Genomic DNA, 18,784 nt, shown 5'->3' on the forward strand with positions numbered 1-18,784 from the left:
AGGGGAAAAATTCGCGTCACGCGCGAGTCATCGGGCCGAAAGGGCGATTTCCCGGTAAATCGCGGCGTAGCGCCCGGCCGAGCGCGCCCATCCCACCGGGGCTCGCATGGCGTTCGCCTGGGTGGCCCGCCAGCTCTCCCGGTCCTGCCAGAGGGCGGCCAGCCGGGCGAGGGCGGCCTCCAGGGCCGGGGCCGTGGTGGGGGAGAACTGCAGGCCTGTGGCGACCCGGGTGGCCAGCGCCGCCTCATTCGCGTCGATCACCGTGTCTGCCAGCCCGCCGACCCGCGCCACCACGGGAAGCGCGCCGTAGCGCAGCGCGCAGAGCTGGGTCAGGCCGCAGGGCTCGAACCGGGAGGGCACGAGGAGGGCGTCGCACCCGCCCTGGATGAGGTGGGCCAGCCCCTCGTCATAGCCGAGGCGGGCCGCGATCCGGCCGGGATGGGCGGCAGCGGCGGCGCGGAAGCCTTCCTCCAGCGCCGCCTCGCCCGTGCCCAACACCGCGAGCTGCATCCCGTGGCCGAGCAGGGCGGGCAGGCAGCGCAGGAGCAGGTCCATCCCCTTCTGCCCCGTGAGCCGGCTGACCACGCCGAGCAGGAGCGCATCCGGGTCCTCGGCCAGCCCCATCCGGGCACGGAGCGCGGCGCGGTTGGGCTCGCGCGCCTCCGGCCGGGCCGCATCGAAGGACGAGGCCAGATGGGGGTCGGCGGCAGGGTTCCAGGCCTCCTCGTCGATGCCGTTCAGGATGCCGTGCAGGGCGTCGGCACGGCTGCGAAGCAGCCCGTCCAGCGCCTGGCCCTCCTCGGGGGTGGTGATCTCGCGGGCATAGGTCGGGGAGACGGTGGTGATCCGGTCCGAGAGCCGCAGGCCCGCTTTCAAGGCCCCGATGCCCCCGAAGAACTCCACCCCCTCGATGTCGAAGGCGTGCGGCGGAAGGCGCAACTCGGCAAGCAGTGAGGCGGGCGCCCAGCCCTGGAAGGCCAGGTTATGGACGGTGAAGACCGTTCCTGGCCGGGGATCCCCGCCGTAGCGGAGATAGGCGGGGGTGAGCCCGGCCTGCCAGTCATGCGCGTGCACCACCTGCGGGCACCATCCCGGCAGGGCGCCCCGCCCGATCTCGGCCGCGGCCCAGCAGAGCGCGGCAAAGCGGCGCGGATTGTCCGGCCAGTCCCGGCCTTGCGGGTCGACATAGGGCCCGCCGGGGCGGGCATAGAGATGCGGCGCGTCCAGCACCAGCAGGTCCATCCCCGCGGCGCGGCAGGCGAGGAGGCGCGCGGGGCCGCCGAACAGGTCGTCGAACTGGTGCACCTGCTGCCCCTGGCCGGCCGCGGCGATCACGCCGGGATAGCCCGGCAGCAGGGTGCGGACCGCGACGGATTCCGCGGCCAGCGCGGCGGGCAGGGCGCCGACGACATCGGCCAGCCCGCCCGTCTTGACCAGCGGGAAGCACTCCGAGGCGACGGAGAGGAGGCGGAGCGGGGTCGGGGAGGCCTCGGGCATGGCGCGGGTTCCGGCGAAGGGCTGGATCGCGCGCGGCCCCGGCCTGCCGGCCGTGGCGCGGGCGATCGGAATGACGGCCCGCAGCCAAGCGGGGCCGCAGGGGGCGCCCTAGTTCCCGAGGGCGTCGATCATGGGCTGGGTGATGAGGCTGACGCCCCCGGGGGAGCGCCGGAAGCGGCGTGCGTCCTCCTCGGGGTCCTCGCCCACGACGAGGCCTTCGGGCAGCACCACCCCGCTGTCCACCACCACCTTGTTCAGCCTCACATGGCGCCCGACGACGACGCCGGGCAGCAGCACCGCCCCTTCCACCTGGCCGTAGGAGCGGACCCGAACATTGGAGAAAAGGAGGGAGCGCCGGACGAGGGAGCCGGAGACGATGCAGCCGCCGGAGACGAGGGAGTCCACCGCCATCCCGCGCCGCCCGTCATCGTCCAGCACGAACTTGGCCGGAGGCGTCACCTCCCCGTTCGTCCAGATCGGCCAGTCCCGGTCGTAGAGGTCGAGGGAGGGGACCACGTCGGTGAGGTCGATATTCGCCTGCCAGAAGGCGTCCACCGTGCCGACGTCGCGCCAGTAGGACTCCGCCTCGTCGCCGGAGCGGACGCAGGAATCCTCGAACCGGTGCGCGACGGCCGTGCCGCGCGCGACCAGGGCGGGGATGATGTCCTTGCCGAAGTCGCGGCTCGATTCCGGCCGCGCGGCGTCCCGGCGCAGCTCCTCCGCCAGGAAGCGCGTCTCGAAGACGTAGATGCCCATGGAGGCGAGGGCGCGGTCCGGCTTGCCGGGCATGGCGGGCGGATCGGCCGGCTTCTCCAGGAAGGAGATGACGCGGTCGGACCCGTCCACATGCATCACGCCGAAGGCGCTGGCCTCCATGCGCGGCACCTCGATGCAGGCGACAGTCACCTCCGCGCCCGATTCGCAATGGCGCTGGAGCATCACCTCGTAGTCCATCTTGTAGACGTGGTCCCCGGCCAGGATGACCATGTAGCGGGGGCCGTAGCTCTCGATGATGTCGAGGTTCTGGTACACGGCATCCGCCGTGCCGGCATACCACTCCGTCTCGGAGACGCGCTGGCTCGCGGGCAGGATGTCGAAGCTCTCGTTCCGCTCGGGGCGCAGGAAGTTCCAGCCGCGCTGCATGTGGCGGATCAGGCTGTGCGCCTTGTACTGCGTCGCCACCCCGATGCGCCGGATGCCGGAATTGATGGCGTTGGACAGGGCGAAGTCGATGATGCGGGACTTGGCGCCGAAGAACACGGCGGGCTTGGCGCGCCGGTCGGTCAGCTCCATGAGGCGCGAGCCCCGTCCGCCGGCGAGCACATAGGCCATGGCGGAGCGCGCCAGGGGCGCGGAATGCACCGGCCGTGTGGTCATTCTTCGCTGGGCCTCCCGTTCGGTGGAACGAGTATGGCAGCTTTCACCGGGCCGGGAACGGGGGGGCGGGGAACACGGAAACGCGACTCCGTGCTCTGGAACGGAGCGGGCCGCCCCCATGAGGGGACGGCCCGCCCGGCTTCGCCGGCTCAGTTCATCGCCATGGTGGCGATGTCGATGAACCAGCTCCTCGGCTGCACCACGCCCGTCACGCGCGGCGAGATGGCGCGGGGGCCGACGTCATGCGCCACCCAGAGGAAGGGCGCCTCCTCCACGATGCGCCTGTGGAGCTGCGCGAGCGCCGCGTCGCGCCCGGCCGCGTCGAAGGTGGTGCGGGCGCGGGCGATGATCTCGTCGAATTCCGAGCTGGAGAAGTAGCCCCAGTTGTTCGAGACCGGCGGCTGCGCGGCAGTGGCCACGAAGCGGACCATGGCGAAGAAGGGATCCATGGCGGCGAAGGTGACGTTGGTGGCATTGGCGCCGCGGGCATTGGCGTGCTTTGCCCCCTCGCGCCAGTTGGTGAAGACCGCGTTCCACTCGCCGACCTCGAGCTGCACGTCGAAGTAGCAGGCGCGGAGGGCTTCCTGCAGGAACTCGTTCATCGGCAGGGGCTGCATCTGGCCCGAGCCGGAGGCCGAGGTGAGGACCTTCACGGAGAGCCGCTTCTGCGGGCTGTAGCCCGCCTCGCGCATCAGGCGCTGCGCCTCGGCCACGTCCGTGCGGATGCGGAAGCTGGGGTTGCCGTGCCAGGGATGGCCGGGCTCGACCGTGCCGGTGGCCGGGGCCATGAGGCCGTTCAGCAGGGTCTTCAGCTCGTCCCGGTTCACGCAGAGATTGGCCGCGTGGCGCACCCGACGGTCCAGCCAGGGCGAGCCCTCCGTGAAGGAGAACTGCCAGGGCCAGACATGCGGCTGCTCGTTCTGGTGCAGCTTGAACCCGCGCGAGGTGATCTGCTGCACGGCATCCGGCGCCGGCGCCTCGATCCAGTCCACCTGGTTGCCGAGCAGGGCCGCGGTGCGGGTGTTGGCCTCGGGGATCGGCAGCAGGACCACGCGGTCGATCTTCGGGCGGCGCGCGGGATCCCAGTATTCCCGGTTGGCCACCATCTCGAAGCGCTCCCGCGCGACGAGGCGGGTGCCGCGGAAAGGGCCGGTGCCCGAGGGATCGGCGGCGAAGGCGGCCCAGGCCTGGTTCGACCGCTGGCGCGCGTCCGTCACACTCGCCGGCACGGCGGCGAGCTTCGCGGCCCAGTGGGTGGGGGAGACGATGAAGAGGTTGGTGAGGTTGATCGGCAGGAAGCTGTCCGGCTCGCTCGTCACCAGCTCCACCTCATGGTCCGAGACGGCGCGGGCGGAGCGCAGGGTGGGCATGCGGCTGACCGTCACGCCCACCTGGGAGGCGTCGTAGTGCGGCGCGCCCTGGTCCAGCACCTTCTGGACGTTCCACACCACGGCGGCGGCGTTGAAGGGGCTGCCGTCGTGGAACTTCACGCCCTGGCGCAGGGTGAAGCGCCACTTCGTCTTGTCCGCCTCGTCCACGCGCCACTCCGTGGCGAGGCCGGGGATGATCACGGAGGGCTTGTCGGCCGAGGACAGGTCCCAATTCACCAGCGCGTCGTACATCGGGATGCCGGTGAAGCGGTTGCCCTCGAAGCCCTGGTCGGGCTGGCCGAGGGTGCGGGGGATGTCGGCCGCGGTCATGCCGATCCGAAGCACCTTCTCCTGCGCGCTCGCGGGATGGGCGGCGGCCGCGATGCCCGCGAACAGGGCGCCGGCCATGAGCCAGGCCCGGCGCGTGATCTTCCTCATGCGTGTCCTCTCCGTGAATGACGGTGTGGCATGGCCGGAGGCAAGTTCGATGCCAGCGGGCGGCCCTCATGGCACGCGGCTTGCTCCCTCTGCCCTGATGTCGAGCGCCCTGACGTGGGGGCGGGTGCCCCCGTGCGGCCGGAACAGGGCAGGAGAGGAAAAAGGATGAGAACGACCCGGCGTTCCCTTATCGCAGGCGGGTTCGCGGGCGCGGCCCTGCCCTGGGACATGGCACTGGCCCAGGCGCCGGCCGGCGGCACGCTGCGCATCGGGATGACGGCCGCAGCCGTGCCACTGCCCAACGGGCAGACCGACCAGGGTGGCGAGGGGCAGCGCTTCGTTGCCTATACCGTGTTCGACAGCCTTGTCTTCTGGGACCTGTCCCGCGCCGACGCTCCCTCCCGCCTCGTGCCGAACCTGGCGGCGGAGTGGAAGGCCGACCCAGCCGACAGCAAGCGCTGGCTCTTCACCATCCGGGAGGGGGTGAAGTTCCACGACGGCAGCCCCTTCGACGCCCATGCTGCCCAGTGGAACTTCGAGAAACTCCTCGATTCCTCCGCGCCGCATTTCGACCCGCGACAGGCGGCCCAGGGGCGTTCCCGCATCCCGAGCGTGGTCAAGGCCACGGCGCTGGACGCGCGCACGCTCGAAGTCCGGACGAGCGAGGTGGACGCGCTGCTGCCCTATGGCATTGCCTGGATCGTCATGTCCTCCCCGGCGCAGTGGGAGAAGGTCGGCCGCTCCTGGGACGCCTTCCTGAACGCCCCTTCCGGCACCGGGCCCTTCCGGATGACGGAGTTCGTCCAGCGCGAGCGCGGCGTCATGGTGGCGAACAAGGAGTACTGGAACCCGGCCCGCCGCCCGAAGGTCGAGCGCCTCGTGCTCCTTCCCCTGCCCGAGGCCAATACCCGCGCCGCCGCACTGCGCGCCGGGCAGGTGGACTGGATCGAGGCGCCCGCGCCGGATGTCACGGCCAGTTTGCGCGGCGCGCGCTTCAACGTCGTCACCAACGAGTACCCGCATAACTGGGTATGGCATCTCGACTTCACCTCGCCCAGCTCGATATGGCGCGATGTCCGCGTCCGCCGGGCCGCCAACCTCGCCGTGGACCGGGACGGTATCGCGGGCATGATGGACGGCCAGATGCTCCCGGGCGTGGGGCTGCTGACCCCGAGCTCGCCCTGGTTCGGCAAGCCCTCCTTCAAGATCCGCCACGATCCCGCCGAGGCGCGCAGGCTGCTGGCCGAGGCCGGCTTCGGCCCGCGCAACCCGGCGAGGACGAAGGTGATGATCCCCGGGCAGGGCTCGGGAATGATGCAGCCGCTGCCGATGAATGAGGCGATCCAGGAGAACCTGCGCGAGGTCGGCATCGCGGTCGAGTACGAGGTGATGGAGTGGAACGCGCTGGTGAATGCCTGGCGCGCCGGCTCCCGCGACCCGCTCTCCCGGGGCGTGCACGCGCTGAACTACTCCTATTTCAGCCAGGACCCGTTCACCGCCCTCATCCGCCATGTCGATTCCAACCTCGTCGCGCCGCGCGGCACGAACTGGGGGCATACGGTGGATGCCGAGCTGGACGCCGTCTGCAAGGGGTTGCGCGAGACCTTCGATCCCGCGGCGCAGGACGCGCTGATGGCCCGCGGGCACCAGCGCATCGTGGACGAGGCGATGTTCCTCTTCGTGGCGCACGACCTGAACGCGCGCGCCATGTCGCCCAGGGTGCGCGGCTTCGTGCAGGCACGGAACTGGTTCCAGGATTTCGGTACGGTGACGGTGGCATGACGGAAGTGAGGCACGATCTCGCACAGCTGCCCGATATCGGTGGCCCCGCCCAGCCGCTGCTGACGGTGCGCGGGCTGACAAAGCATTTCCCGCTGAAGTCCGGCTTCCTCGGCCGCGCCTCGGGGGTGGTACAGGCGGTGGACGACCTGAACTTCGAGGTGCTGAAGGGGGAAACCCTCGGCATCGTCGGGGAGTCCGGCTGCGGCAAGTCCACCACCTCCCGCCTCGTCATGGCGCTGATGGCGCCGACGGCAGGGGAGGTGGTGTTCGACGGCCAGGTGGTAGGCGGGCGCGAACTGCCGCTGAAGGAGTACCGGCGCCAGGTGCAGATGGTGTTCCAGGACAGCTACGCCTCCCTGAACCCGCGCCTGACCATCGAGGAGTCCATCGGCTTCGCGCCCGAGGTGCACGGCCTGGCCCGCAAGGATTCCCGCGCCCGGGCCCGGGATCTGCTGGCCGCGGTGGGGCTGAACCCCGACCAGTTCGCCCGCCGCTACCCGCATGAGCTGTCGGGCGGTCAGCGGCAGCGCATCAACATCGCCCGCGCCCTCGCCCTCCGCCCGCGCCTGGTGATCCTGGACGAGCCGGTCTCGGCCCTCGACAAGTCGGTGGAGGCGCAGGTCCTGAACCTCCTGCAGGATCTCAAGGGGCAGTTCGGGCTGACCTACATCTTCATCAGCCACGACCTGAACGTGGTGCAGTACATGTCGGACCGCGTGCTCGTCATGTATCTCGGCAAGGTCGCCGAGGTCGGGCCGGTGGAGGCGATCTACGCCGCCGCCGCCCATCCCTACACCGCCGCCCTGCTGGCCAGCCGCCCCTCCATGGATCCGGACCTGCGCCGCACCGAGCCGCCGCTGAGCGGCGATCCGCCCAATCCGATCAACCCGCCCTCCGGCTGCCGCTTCCACACGCGCTGCGCCCATGCGGAGCCGGTCTGCTCCACCACCGTGCCGCCACTCCACCCCGCACCCGCGGGGCAGGAGGCATCCTGCCTGATGGTGGTGCCGAACAGCGGGCACAGCCGTGCCCCGAGGATGGCCGCATGAGCGAACCTCTCGTCCATGTCCGGGACCTGCAGGTCCGCTTCGTCTCGCGCGACGCGACGGTGCACGCTGTCAACGGCGTCTCCTTCGACCTCGCCGAGCGCGAGTCCCTCTGCATCCTGGGGGAGAGCGGCTCGGGCAAGTCGGTCACGCTGCGCGCGCTGATGGCGCTGAACCCGCCGCGCCGCACGAAGCTCTCCGGCACGGTGCGGGTCGGCGGGCACGACATCATCGCCGCCTCCGAGCGGAAGATGGCGGATATCCGCGGCAGCACGGTCTCCATGATCTTCCAGGAGCCGATGACGGCGCTGGACCCCGTCTTCACCATCGGGCGCCAGATCGCCGAGACGGTGATGCGCCACGAGGGGCTGAGCCGCAGCGCCGCCGATGCCCGCGCGCTGGAGCTGCTGGAACTCGTCCAGATCCCCTCCGCCAAGCGCCGCCTGGCCTCCTACCCGCACGAGCTCTCGGGCGGGCTGCGGCAGCGCGCGATGATCGCCATCGCGCTCTCCTGCCGCCCGAAGCTGCTGCTGGCGGACGAGCCCACCACGGCGCTCGACGCCACCGTGCAGATCCAGATCCTGCTGCTGCTCCGCCGGCTGCAGGAGGAGATGGGCATGGGCGTGATCTTCGTGACCCATGACCTCGGCGTGGCCGGCGAGATCGCGGACCGCGTCGCCGTGATGTATGCGGGCAAGTTCATCGAGCAGGGGCCGGTGCGCGACCTCATGCGCCGCCCGCTGCACCCCTACGCCCAGGGCCTGCTCGGCGCGACCGTGCATTCCGGCCTGCGCGGCGAGCGGCTGACCACCATCCCCGGCGCCCCGCCGAACCTGGAGCGCGTGCCGCAGGGCTGCGCCTTCGCCCCCCGCTGTCCTCATGTGGGGGAGGACTGCTTGCCGAAGGTGCCGGATTTCCGCGGCCCCAGCCCCGACCACATGGCGCGCTGCGTGCGTGTTTCCCCGGCCGCCGTCACGGCCGAAGCGGCCTGAGGAAGGAATCCCATGCTCCTCTACCTCGTCCGGCGCATCCTCTACGCCGTTCCCATCGCCCTCGCCGTCGGGCTCGTCTGCTTCATGCTGGTGCAGATCGCGCCGGGCGACCCCATCAACGCCATCGTTCCCGCTGATGCCCCGCAGGAAGTGGTGGAGCAGGTTCGCCGCGACTACGGGCTGGACAAGCCGTTGCCCATCCAGTTCGGGCTCTGGATCAGCCGGGTGGTGCAGGGGGATCTCGGCCGGTCGCTGGCCACGGGGCGCCCGGTGACGGCCGATCTGGTCTCGGCGGTGGGCAATACCCTCACCCTCGCGCTCGTCGCGGCGGCGATCGGCTTCGTCATGGGCACGATCCTCGGCACGGTCGCGGCCGTCTTCCGCGGCAGTGTGATCGACAAGGCGGCGGTCGGGCTGGCGGCCGCGGGCGTCTCCATCCCGCACTACTGGCTCGGCATGGTGCTGGTGGTGCTGTTCAGCGTGACGCTAAACTGGCTGCCCGCCATGGGCGCGGGGCCCGGCGGCTCGGGCGACTGGAGGTGGGACTGGGAGCATGTGAGGTTCCTCGTCCTGCCTGCCCTGACCCTGTCGGTCATCCCGATGGGCATCGTCACCCGCACGGTGCGCGGCGTGGTGATGGAGCTGCTGAACCAGGACTTCGTGACCACCCTGCGCGGCAAGGGGCTGCGCCGGGGCGGCATCGCGCTGCACGTGGTGAAGAACGCGGCGCCCTCGGTGCTGGCGGTGATGGGGCTGCAGCTCGGCTACCTCATGGGCGGCTCGATCCTGGTGGAGACGGTCTTCTCCTGGCCGGGTACCGGCTTCCTGCTGAACAGCGCCATCTTCCAGCGGGACCTGCCTGTATTGCAGGGCACGATCCTCGTGCTCGCCATCTTCTTCGTCGTGCTCAACCTCGCGGTGGACCTCGTCCAGACCGCGCTCGACCCACGGATCCGCCGCGCATGAGCACGACTACCGCCACGACGGCCGCCATCGCGGTGCCCCAGCCGGCGCCGGCCCGCAGCAACGGGTACTGGCAGGGGGTGGCGCGGCGCCTCTCCCGCGATCCCGTCACGCTCTTCTTCGGCTTCGTGCTGCTGCTGATGGCGCTGGCCATCATCTTCGCGCCGCTGATCGCGCCGCACGATCCCTATCAGACGAGCATGATCCGCCGCCTGCGGCCCGTCTGGTTCCAGGACGGGCGCTATCCCCTCGGCACCGACGAGCTCGGGCGGGACATGCTCACCCGCCTCCTCTATGGCGGGCGCCTCTCCTGGTTCCTCGGTATCACCCCGGTGCTGATTGCCTTCGCCATCGGCGGCACGCTCGGCGTGATCGCGGGCTTCGCGGGCGGCTGGGTGAACATGCTGATCATGCGGACGACCGACGTGTTCTACGCCTTTCCCTCCGTGCTGCTGGCGGTCGCCATCTCCGGCGCGCTGGGGCCGGGAATCTCCAACGCGATGCTGTCGCTGACCCTCGTCTTCATCCCCCAGATCATCCGGGTATCGGAGAGCACCACCACCTCCGTCCGCAACCTCGACTACGTGGAATCCGCGCGGGCCAGTGGCGCGGGCGCGATGACCATCGTGCGGGTGCATGTTCTCCCCAACGTGCTCGGCCCGATCTTCGTCTATTCGACGAGCCTCATCAGCGTCTCGATGATCCTCGCCTCGGGCCTTTCCTTCCTCGGCCTCGGCACCAAGCCGCCGGAGCCGGAATGGGGGCTGATGCTGAACACGCTGCGCACCGCGATCTACACCCAGCCCGTGATCGCCATGCTGCCGGGTGTCTGCATTTTCCTGACGAGCATGTGCTTCAACATGGTGAGCGACGGCCTGCGCTCGGCCATGGACGTGCGGGGCTAGGTCCCGGCACGTCGGTTGCTTGGGGCTTCGGGACCAACCCGGAGTCCCTCATGACCCTGTCGCGTCGCGCCCTGCTGGGCGCCACCGGCCTCGCCACCCTGCCGTCCGGCCTCATGATCCCCGGCGCCGCCGCCCAGGGGGAGCGCGTCCTGCGCTACGGCATCTCCATGGCCGACATTCCCCTCACCGCCGGCCAGCCGGACCGGGGCGCGGGCGCCTACCAGTTCACCGGCTACACGATCTACGACCCGCTGGTGGCCTGGGAGATGGACGTGGCGGACCGGCCCGGGAAGCTCGTCCCCGGCCTCGCCACCTCCTGGGAAGCCGATCCGGCGGACCGCAGGCGCTGGGTGCTGAAGCTGCGCGAGGGCGTGAAGTTCCACGACGGCTCGGCCTTCGATGCCGACGCCGTCATCTGGAATTTCGAGAAGGTGATGAACGCGCAGGCGCCGCATTTCGACCAGCGCCAGGCCGCCCAGGTCCGTCCGCGCCTGCCCTCTCTCGCCGCGTGGAAGAAGCTCGACGCGATGACGGTGGAGCTGACCACCAAGGCGGTGGACAGCCTCTTCCCCTACCAGCTCCTCTGGTTCCTCGTCTCGTCCCCGGCGCAGTACGAGAAGCTCGGCCGCTCCTGGGACCGCTTCGCCGCCGAGCCCTCGGGCACTGGCCCCTTCCGCCTCGCGCGCCTCGTCCCGCGGGAGCGGGCGGAGCTGGTGAGGAACACCGCCTACTGGAACCCGGCGCGGATGGCGAAGGTGGACCGCGTGGTGCTGGTCTGCGCGCCCGATGCCGTCACGCGCAGCAACGCGCTGCTGAGCGGGCAGGTGGACCTGATCGAGACGCCGGCGCTGGACATGGTGGGGCAGCTCAAGGCGGGCGGGAACCGGGTGGTGGAGAACGTCACCCCCCATGTCTGGAACTACCACCTCTCCATGCTGGAGGGCTCGCCCTGGCGGGACCTGCGGCTGCGGCAGGCCGCCAACCTCGCCATCAATCGCGACGAGATCGTGCAGCTCCTGGGCGGGCTGGCGAAGCCGGCGGCGGGGGTGGTGGATCCCGCATCCCCCTGGTTCGGCAATCCCTCCTTCAAGCTCCGCTACGCGCCGGACGAGGCGCGCAAGCTGGTGCAGGCGGCCGGCTTCTCGCCGCGCAACCCGGTGAAGGCGAAGTTCATCATCGCGACCGGCGGCTCCGGCCAGATGCTGTCCATGCCGATGAACGAGTACATCCAGCAGGCCTGGAAGGAGGTCGGGATCGAGGTGGAGTTCCAGCCGGTGGAGCTGGAGGTGCTCTACACCGCCTGGCGAAACGGCGCGGCGCATGAATCCATGCGCGGCATCACCGCCAACAACGTGGCCTATGTCACCTCCGACCCGCTCTACGCCCTCGTCCGCTTCTTCCACTCAGGCCAGGTGGCGCCCACGGGCGTGAACTGGTCCCACTACAAGGACGCGGAGACGGACCGGCTGATCGACGGCGCCATGCAGTCCTTCGATCCGGCCGAGCAGGACCGGCTGATGGCACGGGTGCATGAGCGCGTGGTGGACCAGGCACTGCTCGTCTTCGTGGTGCACGACACCAACCCGCACGTGCTCGGCCGCAACGTGCGCGGCTACACCCAGGCTCAGCACTGGTTCCAGGACCTGACCACCCTGGCCTGAGCCCGATGATGCGGGGCTCCGGCCCCGCATCCAACCATCCTGCCTCCCCGGCGTTGCCGGTCGGACCAGCGCAGGGAGCGGGATGGCGCAGTTATTCTCACCGCGGGCCGACCGGCGGCTGCGCCTGGGCCTGCTCGCCGGGGCCGGGCTCGTTCTGCTCGTCGGCGCCTCCGGCTTCGCCTGGGTGCGCGCCGGCGCGGCCTGGGCGGTCGGCGAGCCCGCGGCCCAGCCGATTCCCTTCAGCCACGCCGTGCATGCGGGCGGCCTCGGGCTCGATTGCCGCTTCTGCCATGCGGGGGTGGAGCGGACGGCCGATGCGGGGATGCCGAGCGCCGAGACCTGCCTCGGCTGCCACGAGCGCGTCTGGAACGTGACGGCCCAGTTCGCGCCGCTGAGGGCGGCCATCGCGCGCGGCGCTCCCGTCGGGTGGTCCTCCGTCAGCCGCCTGCCCGATCACGCGCGGCTCAGCCATGTCGCCCACACCCAGGCCGGCGTGGCCTGCTCGACCTGCCACGGGGCCGTGGAGGAGATGCCGCGCACGGTGCGGGCGGAGAACCTCTCCATGGGCTTCTGCCTGGACTGCCATCGCGACCCATCCGCGCGTCAGCGGCCGGCCTCGGCCGTGATGGCGCGGGACTACCTCCCCACCGGGGAGCCGCACGCCCTCCGCCCGCACGGCCTGCAGGCCCTGCGCTACGAGCATTACGGCGTGGAGGTCTCCCCGCTCACCCGCTGCTCCACCTGCCATCGATGAGCGCGTCCGTCCCACCCCGGCGCGGCCCCGATCCCGCGCCCGAGCCGCCGCAGCCCGCGGCCCTGGCGGGCGCGCCGCACGATGCCGTCGAGCGGCGGGAGGCGCTGAAGCTGATGGGCGCCTCCATTGCCCTCGCCGCCCTGGCCGGATGCGACGAGGCGCCGGAGCACGGACACCCGCTGCACGCGCCGGCCCGCGCGGCGCATGGCGAGGCCGCGCTGGCCGACTACGCCACGGTGCTGGAGCTGGACGGCCTCTCGCGGGGCGTGATCGTCCGCACCCGCAACGGCCATGCGGTGAAGGTGGAAGGAAACCCGAACCACCCCGCGAGCCTCGGCGCGACGGACATCTTCGCGGAGGCGGCGGTGCTGTCGCTCCACGATCCCGCGCGGTCCCGCCGCATCCGGCGGGACGGGCGCCCCGTGCCGCCCGCGATGCTCGACGAGGCCCTCGCGACCATGCGGGCGGAGCTCCTGCCGCGCGGCGGCCTCGGCCTGCGGGTCCTGACCGGCCCCGTCTCCTCGCCGACCCTGGCGCGGGTAATGGACGAGCTGCTGGCCGCCTTTCCCCGGGCGCGCTGGCACCAGCACGATCCCCTGGCGGATGATGCGGCCGTGGAAGCCGCTCTCCGCGCCTATGGCCGGCCCGTGCTGCCGGTGCCCGACCTCGCGCGGGCGCGGGTGGTGCTCTGCCTCGGGGCCGACCTCCTGGGGCAGGCGCCCGGCCATCTCCGCCACGCGAGGGACTGGATCACCGCCCGCCAGGCCGGCCAGGGCGCGCGGCTGATCGTGGCGGAGACGGTGCCGAGCCTGGCGGGTGCCCGGGCGGACCATCGCGTCCCCCTCCACCCCGCCGAGGCCGAGCCCTTCGCCCGCGCGGTCGCGGCGGCACTGGGGGTGGAGGGACTCGCTGCCGCGGGGACGCATCCCGAGGCCGCCGGGATCGCGGCGCTGCTCGCCGGCGCGGGGCCGGAGGCCGCGGTGATCGCCGGACGGGGGCAGGATCCTGCGGTCCACGCCCTGGCCCACGCGATGAACGCGCGCCTGGGCGGCGCCGTGCGGCTGCTGCCGCACCCGCTGGCCCGGCCCGAGCCCGCGGCGGCATCCCTCGCCGACCTCTCGTCGGAGATGGCGGCGGGCGCGGTGACCCATCTGCTGATCCTCGGCGCCAATCCCGCCTATGACGCCCCTGCCGCCCTGGGCTTCGAGGCCGCCCTGCGCCGCACCCCCTTCGCCCTCCACCTCGGCTTCCGGGGGGATGAGACCGCCCGGCTCTGCGGATGGCACGTGCCGCAGGCGCACCCGCTGGAGAGCTGGGGCGACTCCCGCGCCTTCGACGGCACCCCTGCCATTTGTCAGCCCGTCACGGCGCTGCTGGCCGATGAGGCGAGAGGCGAGGTCGAGCTTCTCTCGGCCCTGCTCGGCAGGCCCGTCACCGCCCGCTCGGCGGTCGAGGCAACGTGGCGCGCGGCATGGGGCGACGAGGCCTTCGAGGCGCGCTGGCCCGCCGCGCTGGAGGAGGGGGTGGCCGGCGAGGCGCCTCCCGCTCTCTCCCTGCCGCTCCGGGATGGGTGGGACCGGCCGGCGCTCCCCGTACCCTCCGGCCTCGCCGCCGTCTTCGCGCCCGATCCCGGGGTGCGCGGCGGCGCGGAGGCGCATGAGGCCTGGCTGCAGGAAATGCCGCGCCCGCTGACGCGGATCACCTGGGGCAACGCCGCGCTCCTCGCCCCCGCCACCATGGAGCAGCACGGCCTGCGGCCCGGCGACGAGGTGGAGCTGGAACTCGGCGGGCGCCGCCTCCTCGCCCCCGTCTGGCCCGTCGCGGGGCACGCGCCGGACTGCGTCACCCTTCCCCTGGGCGGGGGGCGCCGGGCGGGCGGGCCGGTGGGCGAGGGGAGGGGGTTCGACGCCTACGCCCTGCGCCCGGCGGACGGCGCCTGGGCTGCCCCGGGTCTCCTGATGCGCCCGACCGGGCGGAACCGGCCGCCCGTGACCACGGATTCCCACCATCGCCTCGATCCCGGCGCGGCCATCCGCAGCGTCGCGCCGGGCGGTGCCCTGCCGCAGCCGGAGCGGGGCGCCTCGCTATACCGGGACTGGCCCTATCCGGGCCATGCCTGGGGCATGGCGATCGACATCGACGCCTGCATCGGCTGCAACGCCTGCGCCGTCGCCTGTCAGGCGGAGAACAACGTGCCCGTGGTCGGGCCGCTCGCCGTCAGTCAAGGGCGGGAGATGCACTGGCTGCGCGTGGACCGATACCTCCACGGCCCCGACGAGAACCCGGCCGCCAGCTTCCAGCCCGTTCCCTGCATGCATTGCGAGCAGGCGCCCTGCGAGCCCGTCTGCCCCGTCAACGCCACGCTGCACGACCAGGAGGGGCTGAACCTCATGGTCTATCCCCGCTGCATCGGCACGCGGACCTGCTCCAACAACTGCCCCTACAAGGTGCGGCGCTTCAACTGGGCCGACCACCGCCGCAGCCTGGACACCCCCGCGCGCAACCCGGAGGTGGCGCTGCGACCGCGCGGCGTGATGGAGAAATGCACCTACTGCGTCCACCGCATCCAGTCCGCCCGCGAGGGGGCCGCCGCCGAGGGGCGGGCCCTGCGAGACGGCGAGGTGGAGACCGCCTGCCAGCGCGCCTGCCCCACCCGCGCCATCACCTTCGGCGACCTCAACGATCCCGCCAGCGCCGTTTCCCGCGCGCGGGGGGATGGGCGGCACTACGCCCTTCTCGGCGATCTCGGCACGCGGCCGCGCACCACCTACCTCGCCCGCGTCGCGGGGGAGGGCGAGGCATGAGCGACGTCACCGCCCCCGTCGCCGAGGCGGCGCTGCGGCCGGGCCGGTGGTCCTTCCGCCTCGCCGTCCTGCTCTGTGCCGCGGGGATCGTCGCCCTGGCCGTCTCGGTCGCCGCGGTGCTGGTGCGCGGCGTCGGGGTCTGGGGCAACAACATTCCCCATGTCTGGGGCTTCGACCTCATCGCCTATGCCTGGTGGATCGGCATCGCCAATGCGGCGAGCCTCTTCGCGGCCATCCTCGTCCTGCGGCGGCACGGGCTGCGCACGGCGGTGAACCGCTTCGCCGAGGCCGCGGCGCTGGCCGCCATCCTCGCCGCCGCCCTCTATCCCATCCTGCACCTTGGCCGCCCCTGGCTGTTCCTCTGGACGCTTCCCTACCCCTCCTACACCGGCCTCTGGCCGCAATTCGGCAGCCCGCTGGTCTGGGATTTCTGGGGGATCATGTCGCATGTCATCGTCACCTCCCTCTTCTGGTACATCGGGCTGATCCCGGATCTCGCGACCATGCGGGACCGCGCGGCTGCGGCTGGGCGGACGGGGCTGGCGCGCGGCTACGGGCTGGCCGCGCTCGGCTGGCGCGGCTCGGTCGCGCACTGGCATCGGCACCAGGCGGCCTACCGGCTCGTCGCGGCCATGGTGCTGCCGCTGCTGCTCTGGGCGCAGACGGTCGTCGCGCTCGAATTCGCCACCACCGTCGTTCCCGCCTGGCACCAGGCGAGGCTGCCGCTGCATGTGGTCGTCACCGGCCTCCCCTCGGGCCTCGGCGTGGTGCTCGCCCTCGCGGCGGTGCTGCGTGTCGCGCTCTCGCTCGAGCGCTTCGTGGACGATGCCGACATGGATCTCCTCGGACAGCTGGTCGCCTGCGCGGGTCTGGCGGCGGGGCTGGCCTACGCGCACGAGCTGCTGGTCGGCTTCCTGGAGGAGGACCCGACCACCCGCGCCGCCCTCGCGGCCCGCGTGCTGGGCGAGGGGGCATCCGCCTACTGGGGCGCCGTGCTGCTCTCCGCCGTCCTGCCCCAGATCCTGTGGAGCAAGGGGCTGCGCCGGCGGGCCGCCGTCGTCGTGCCCGTCGGCGTGCTCGCGGCGGCGGGGGTGTGGCTGGACCGCTGGTCGATCGTGGTGGACGGGCTGCTGCGGGACCACCTGCCCGATCTCAGCCGCGGCTACTCGCCCAGCGCCGCCGAATGGGGGCTGCTGGGCGGCACCGTCTCGCTCTTCGCCCTGACCCTCCTGGTCTTCGGCCGTCTCGTTCCCGCCGTGTCCATGTTCGAGACGCGCCACGAGGAGAGCGAGGCCGAGGCGGAGAAGGAGGAAAGGTGAGCCAGCCGCCCCCCTTCGGCCTGATGGCCGAGTTCACCGAGGCCGAGCCCATGACGAAGGCGGTCCGCCGCGCGCGGGCCGCGGGCTGGACGCGGCTGGAGGCCTACTCCCCCTATCCCGTGCCGGAGGCCGCCGAGGCGCTCGGCGTCAGCGCCGCGCCGGTCGGCCTCATCGCCCTGGCGGCGGGCGCGGTCGGTGCCGCGCTCGCGGCGGGGACGGCGTGGTACGTCTCCGTGCACCTCTATCCCGTGAATGTGGGAGGCCGGCCGCTGAACGCCTGGCCGGCCTTCATGCCCACCACCTATCTCGTGGCCATCCTCTGGGCCTGCGCCGCGGCGCTGGTCGGGATGCTGGCGCTCAACGGCCTGCCCCGGCTGAACCACCCCGCCTTCTTCGCCCGCGGCTTCGAGCGCGCGGGGAGGGACCGGTTCTTCCTCTTCCTCTCCGCCGAGGACCCGCTCTACGACGCCGAGGCCGCGGCGCGTTTCCTGGCGGGGCTTTCCCCCCTTCGCGTCTCGGAGGTGCGGGGCGCATGACGCGGCTGCTCCCCCTCCTGCTCCTCCTCGCCGCCTGCGACGCCTGGCCGGAGAGCCCGAAGCCACCCCCGCCCGCGCCGCCGCCGGAAGGGGCCGTGCCGAGGGGTGCCGCCGCGCGGTCGCGGGCCCTGGCCGCGCCGGGCCCGCCGGTCGGTGCCGCCCTGCTGACCGAGGGCGCGGACCGCTACGCCATCTTCTGCACGCCCTGCCACGGGCCGCGCGGCCTGGGGGACGGGGTCGTGGTCTCCCGCGGGCATCCCCCCCTCGCGCCCCTGCCCGCGGACCCCGCGCGCAGCATGGCCGCGATCGCCGGGAACCACCTGGGGGCCCATCCGCTCTCGGACCGGCTCGATCCCCGGCAGCGCTGGGCGGTCGCGCGGCACGTGGAGGCGCTGATGCGCGGAACGCCGTGACGGGCCTCGCCGAGGCCTGGTTGCTCGCCTTCATCCTGGCCGCCAGCCTGGGGGCGGGAGCGCTCGCGGTGCTAGCCAGCGGCATCCTCCTGCGCGAGCGGTGGGTGGAGCCGCTCCTGTCCCCCCTCTCGGCCGCGGCGCGGGCGATGCCGGTGCTGATCCCCCTCGCGCTGCCGCTCGTCCTCATGGCCGGCGATCTCTATCCCTGGGCCGGTCAGCCCCGGGGTCTTGCGGTGCTGGCGGCGGGGGCGGCGATCCTGTCCCTCTGGGCGGTGCTGGGCCGCCTTCTCCCGCGCCCGTCCCGCACGCGCTGGAGAGCGGGCCTCTCCCTGCTGCTGATCGCCCTCTCGGCCGCGATCGGATTCGAGGACTGGGCCCTGTCGCGCGACCTGCGCTGGGCCGGCAGCCTGAACGGCATCGGGATGCTGGCCGGCGGGGCGGCGGCCTCCCTCGCCCTCGCCGTGCTCGCGCACGGGCCGCCGCAGGACGCCGAGGCCCGGACCGGGCTGGAGCGCGCCTTGCTGACCCTCGGCATCGCCGTGCTGTGGTTTCTCTTCGTCGCCTTCCTCACGGTCTGGGCGGCCGACCTGCCGGCCGAGGCCGCCTGGTACCTCCGGCGGAGCGAGGGGGCGTGGTTCTGGCTGAAGACCGGGCTGGCCCTTCCCGCGCTGCTCGGCGCGATCGCGCTCTCGGTGCTGCCGCAGTGGCGGCCCTGGCGGATGAGGGCCGCCTGCGCCCTGCTCGTGGTGCAGCACGGCGCGATCGTGCTCTGGTCGGTGCGACCGGACGTTGCTCTGGCTCCGGGAGGCACCCGGGGCGGGACCAGCCCTCTTCTGGACGCGATTGTGATCGCGGCCATGGCTCTTGTGCTCGTTCTGGCCGGCCGGTTGGCAGGGCGCAGGGAAGCGCGTCCTGTATAAACGTCCA

General features: G+C 72.3%; 15 protein-coding genes. 12 read left to right on the top strand and 3 right to left on the bottom strand.

The window, feature by feature from the left end; translation table 11 throughout:
- Positions 1-27: 27 nt before the first annotated feature.
- The 3 genes from glgA to FHS87_RS15525 all read right to left on the bottom strand — a co-directional run bounded on the left by glgA (position 28) and on the right by FHS87_RS15525 (position 4,682).
- On the bottom strand, positions 28-1,497 hold the full coding sequence (glgA, locus tag FHS87_RS15515; RefSeq protein ID WP_184520281.1) for a glycogen synthase GlgA: 1,470 nt from the start codon (positions 1,495-1,497) through the stop codon (positions 28-30).
- A 108-nt stretch (positions 1,498-1,605) separates the two neighbouring features.
- Positions 1,606-2,874: a glucose-1-phosphate adenylyltransferase gene (glgC, locus tag FHS87_RS15520; RefSeq protein WP_184520283.1), complete on the bottom strand. Its 1,269-nt coding sequence runs from the start codon at positions 2,872-2,874 to the stop codon at positions 1,606-1,608.
- 149 nt (positions 2,875-3,023) lie between these two features.
- A complete protein-coding gene (locus tag FHS87_RS15525) occupies positions 3,024-4,682 on the bottom strand; it encodes an ABC transporter substrate-binding protein (RefSeq protein ID WP_221299971.1) in 1,659 nt (552 codons plus the stop codon).
- Positions 4,683-4,847: 165 nt separating this feature from the next.
- On the opposite strand from FHS87_RS15525, the gene FHS87_RS15530 reads away from it, so the two are divergent.
- The 12 genes from FHS87_RS15530 to FHS87_RS15585 all read left to right on the top strand — a co-directional run bounded on the left by FHS87_RS15530 (position 4,848) and on the right by FHS87_RS15585 (position 18,777).
- Positions 4,848-6,464, top strand: a complete 1,617-nt coding sequence (locus tag FHS87_RS15530; protein WP_184520285.1) for an ABC transporter substrate-binding protein — start codon at positions 4,848-4,850, stop codon at positions 6,462-6,464.
- Complete coding sequence (locus FHS87_RS15535; RefSeq protein ID WP_184520287.1) at positions 6,461-7,513, top strand: ABC transporter ATP-binding protein; 1,053 nt, start codon at positions 6,461-6,463, stop codon at positions 7,511-7,513. Before FHS87_RS15530 ends, FHS87_RS15535 begins: the two co-directional genes overlap by 4 nt.
- Entirely contained in the window at positions 7,510-8,502 is a 993-nt protein-coding gene (locus FHS87_RS15540) for an ABC transporter ATP-binding protein (protein ID WP_184520289.1), read from the top strand. Before FHS87_RS15535 ends, FHS87_RS15540 begins: the two co-directional genes overlap by 4 nt.
- A 12-nt stretch (positions 8,503-8,514) precedes the next feature.
- Positions 8,515-9,468 carry an ABC transporter permease gene (locus FHS87_RS15545; protein ID WP_184520291.1) on the top strand — a complete coding sequence of 318 codons (954 nt, stop codon included), beginning with the start codon at positions 8,515-8,517 and terminating at the stop codon, positions 9,466-9,468.
- Positions 9,465-10,370, top strand: a complete 906-nt coding sequence (locus FHS87_RS15550; RefSeq protein WP_184520294.1) for an ABC transporter permease — start codon at positions 9,465-9,467, stop codon at positions 10,368-10,370. Before FHS87_RS15545 ends, FHS87_RS15550 begins: the two co-directional genes overlap by 4 nt.
- A 50-nt stretch (positions 10,371-10,420) precedes the next feature.
- A complete protein-coding gene (locus FHS87_RS15555; RefSeq protein WP_184520296.1) occupies positions 10,421-12,031 on the top strand; it encodes an ABC transporter substrate-binding protein in 1,611 nt (536 codons plus the stop codon).
- A gap of 82 nt (positions 12,032-12,113) precedes the next feature.
- Complete coding sequence (locus tag FHS87_RS15560; protein WP_184520299.1) at positions 12,114-12,785, top strand: cytochrome c3 family protein; 672 nt, start codon at positions 12,114-12,116, stop codon at positions 12,783-12,785.
- Entirely contained in the window at positions 12,782-15,589 is a 2,808-nt protein-coding gene (locus FHS87_RS15565; protein WP_184520301.1) for a 4Fe-4S dicluster domain-containing protein, read from the top strand. Before FHS87_RS15560 ends, FHS87_RS15565 begins: the two co-directional genes overlap by 4 nt.
- Entirely contained in the window at positions 15,586-16,908 is a 1,323-nt protein-coding gene (gene nrfD, locus FHS87_RS15570) for an NrfD/PsrC family molybdoenzyme membrane anchor subunit (RefSeq protein ID WP_184520303.1), read from the top strand. Before FHS87_RS15565 ends, nrfD begins: the two co-directional genes overlap by 4 nt.
- Positions 16,905-17,444 carry a DUF3341 domain-containing protein gene (locus FHS87_RS15575; RefSeq protein WP_184520305.1) on the top strand — a complete coding sequence of 180 codons (540 nt, stop codon included), beginning with the start codon at positions 16,905-16,907 and terminating at the stop codon, positions 17,442-17,444. The genes nrfD and FHS87_RS15575 overlap by 4 nt, the downstream gene beginning before the upstream one ends.
- Positions 17,441-17,857, top strand: coding sequence for a c-type cytochrome (locus FHS87_RS15580; RefSeq protein WP_184520307.1), 417 nt, complete (start codon positions 17,441-17,443; stop codon positions 17,855-17,857). The genes FHS87_RS15575 and FHS87_RS15580 overlap by 4 nt, the downstream gene beginning before the upstream one ends.
- A complete protein-coding gene (locus FHS87_RS15585) occupies positions 17,854-18,777 on the top strand; it encodes a hypothetical protein (RefSeq protein ID WP_184520309.1) in 924 nt (307 codons plus the stop codon). The genes FHS87_RS15580 and FHS87_RS15585 overlap by 4 nt, the downstream gene beginning before the upstream one ends.
- Positions 18,778-18,784 lie beyond the last annotated feature (7 nt).

The organism is Muricoccus pecuniae (assembly GCF_014199205.1).
Lineage (GTDB): Bacteria > Pseudomonadota > Alphaproteobacteria > Acetobacterales > Acetobacteraceae > Roseomonas > Roseomonas pecuniae.

Coding starts and splice junctions, on each gene's coding strand:
- glgA (WP_184520281.1), bottom strand. CDS start 1,497: ATGCCCGAGGCCTCCCCGACCCCGCTCCGCCTCCTCTCCGTCGCCTCG.
- glgC (WP_184520283.1), bottom strand. CDS start 2,874: ATGACCACACGGCCGGTGCATTCCGCGCCCCTGGCGCGCTCCGCCATG.
- FHS87_RS15525 (WP_221299971.1), bottom strand. CDS start 4,682: ATGAGGAAGATCACGCGCCGGGCCTGGCTCATGGCCGGCGCCCTGTTC.
- FHS87_RS15530 (WP_184520285.1), top strand. CDS start 4,848: ATGAGAACGACCCGGCGTTCCCTTATCGCAGGCGGGTTCGCGGGCGCG.
- FHS87_RS15535 (WP_184520287.1), top strand. CDS start 6,461: ATGACGGAAGTGAGGCACGATCTCGCACAGCTGCCCGATATCGGTGGC.
- FHS87_RS15540 (WP_184520289.1), top strand. CDS start 7,510: ATGAGCGAACCTCTCGTCCATGTCCGGGACCTGCAGGTCCGCTTCGTC.
- FHS87_RS15545 (WP_184520291.1), top strand. CDS start 8,515: ATGCTCCTCTACCTCGTCCGGCGCATCCTCTACGCCGTTCCCATCGCC.
- FHS87_RS15550 (WP_184520294.1), top strand. CDS start 9,465: ATGAGCACGACTACCGCCACGACGGCCGCCATCGCGGTGCCCCAGCCG.
- FHS87_RS15555 (WP_184520296.1), top strand. CDS start 10,421: ATGACCCTGTCGCGTCGCGCCCTGCTGGGCGCCACCGGCCTCGCCACC.
- FHS87_RS15560 (WP_184520299.1), top strand. CDS start 12,114: ATGGCGCAGTTATTCTCACCGCGGGCCGACCGGCGGCTGCGCCTGGGC.
- FHS87_RS15565 (WP_184520301.1), top strand. CDS start 12,782: ATGAGCGCGTCCGTCCCACCCCGGCGCGGCCCCGATCCCGCGCCCGAG.
- nrfD (WP_184520303.1), top strand. CDS start 15,586: ATGAGCGACGTCACCGCCCCCGTCGCCGAGGCGGCGCTGCGGCCGGGC.
- FHS87_RS15580 (WP_184520307.1), top strand. CDS start 17,441: ATGACGCGGCTGCTCCCCCTCCTGCTCCTCCTCGCCGCCTGCGACGCC.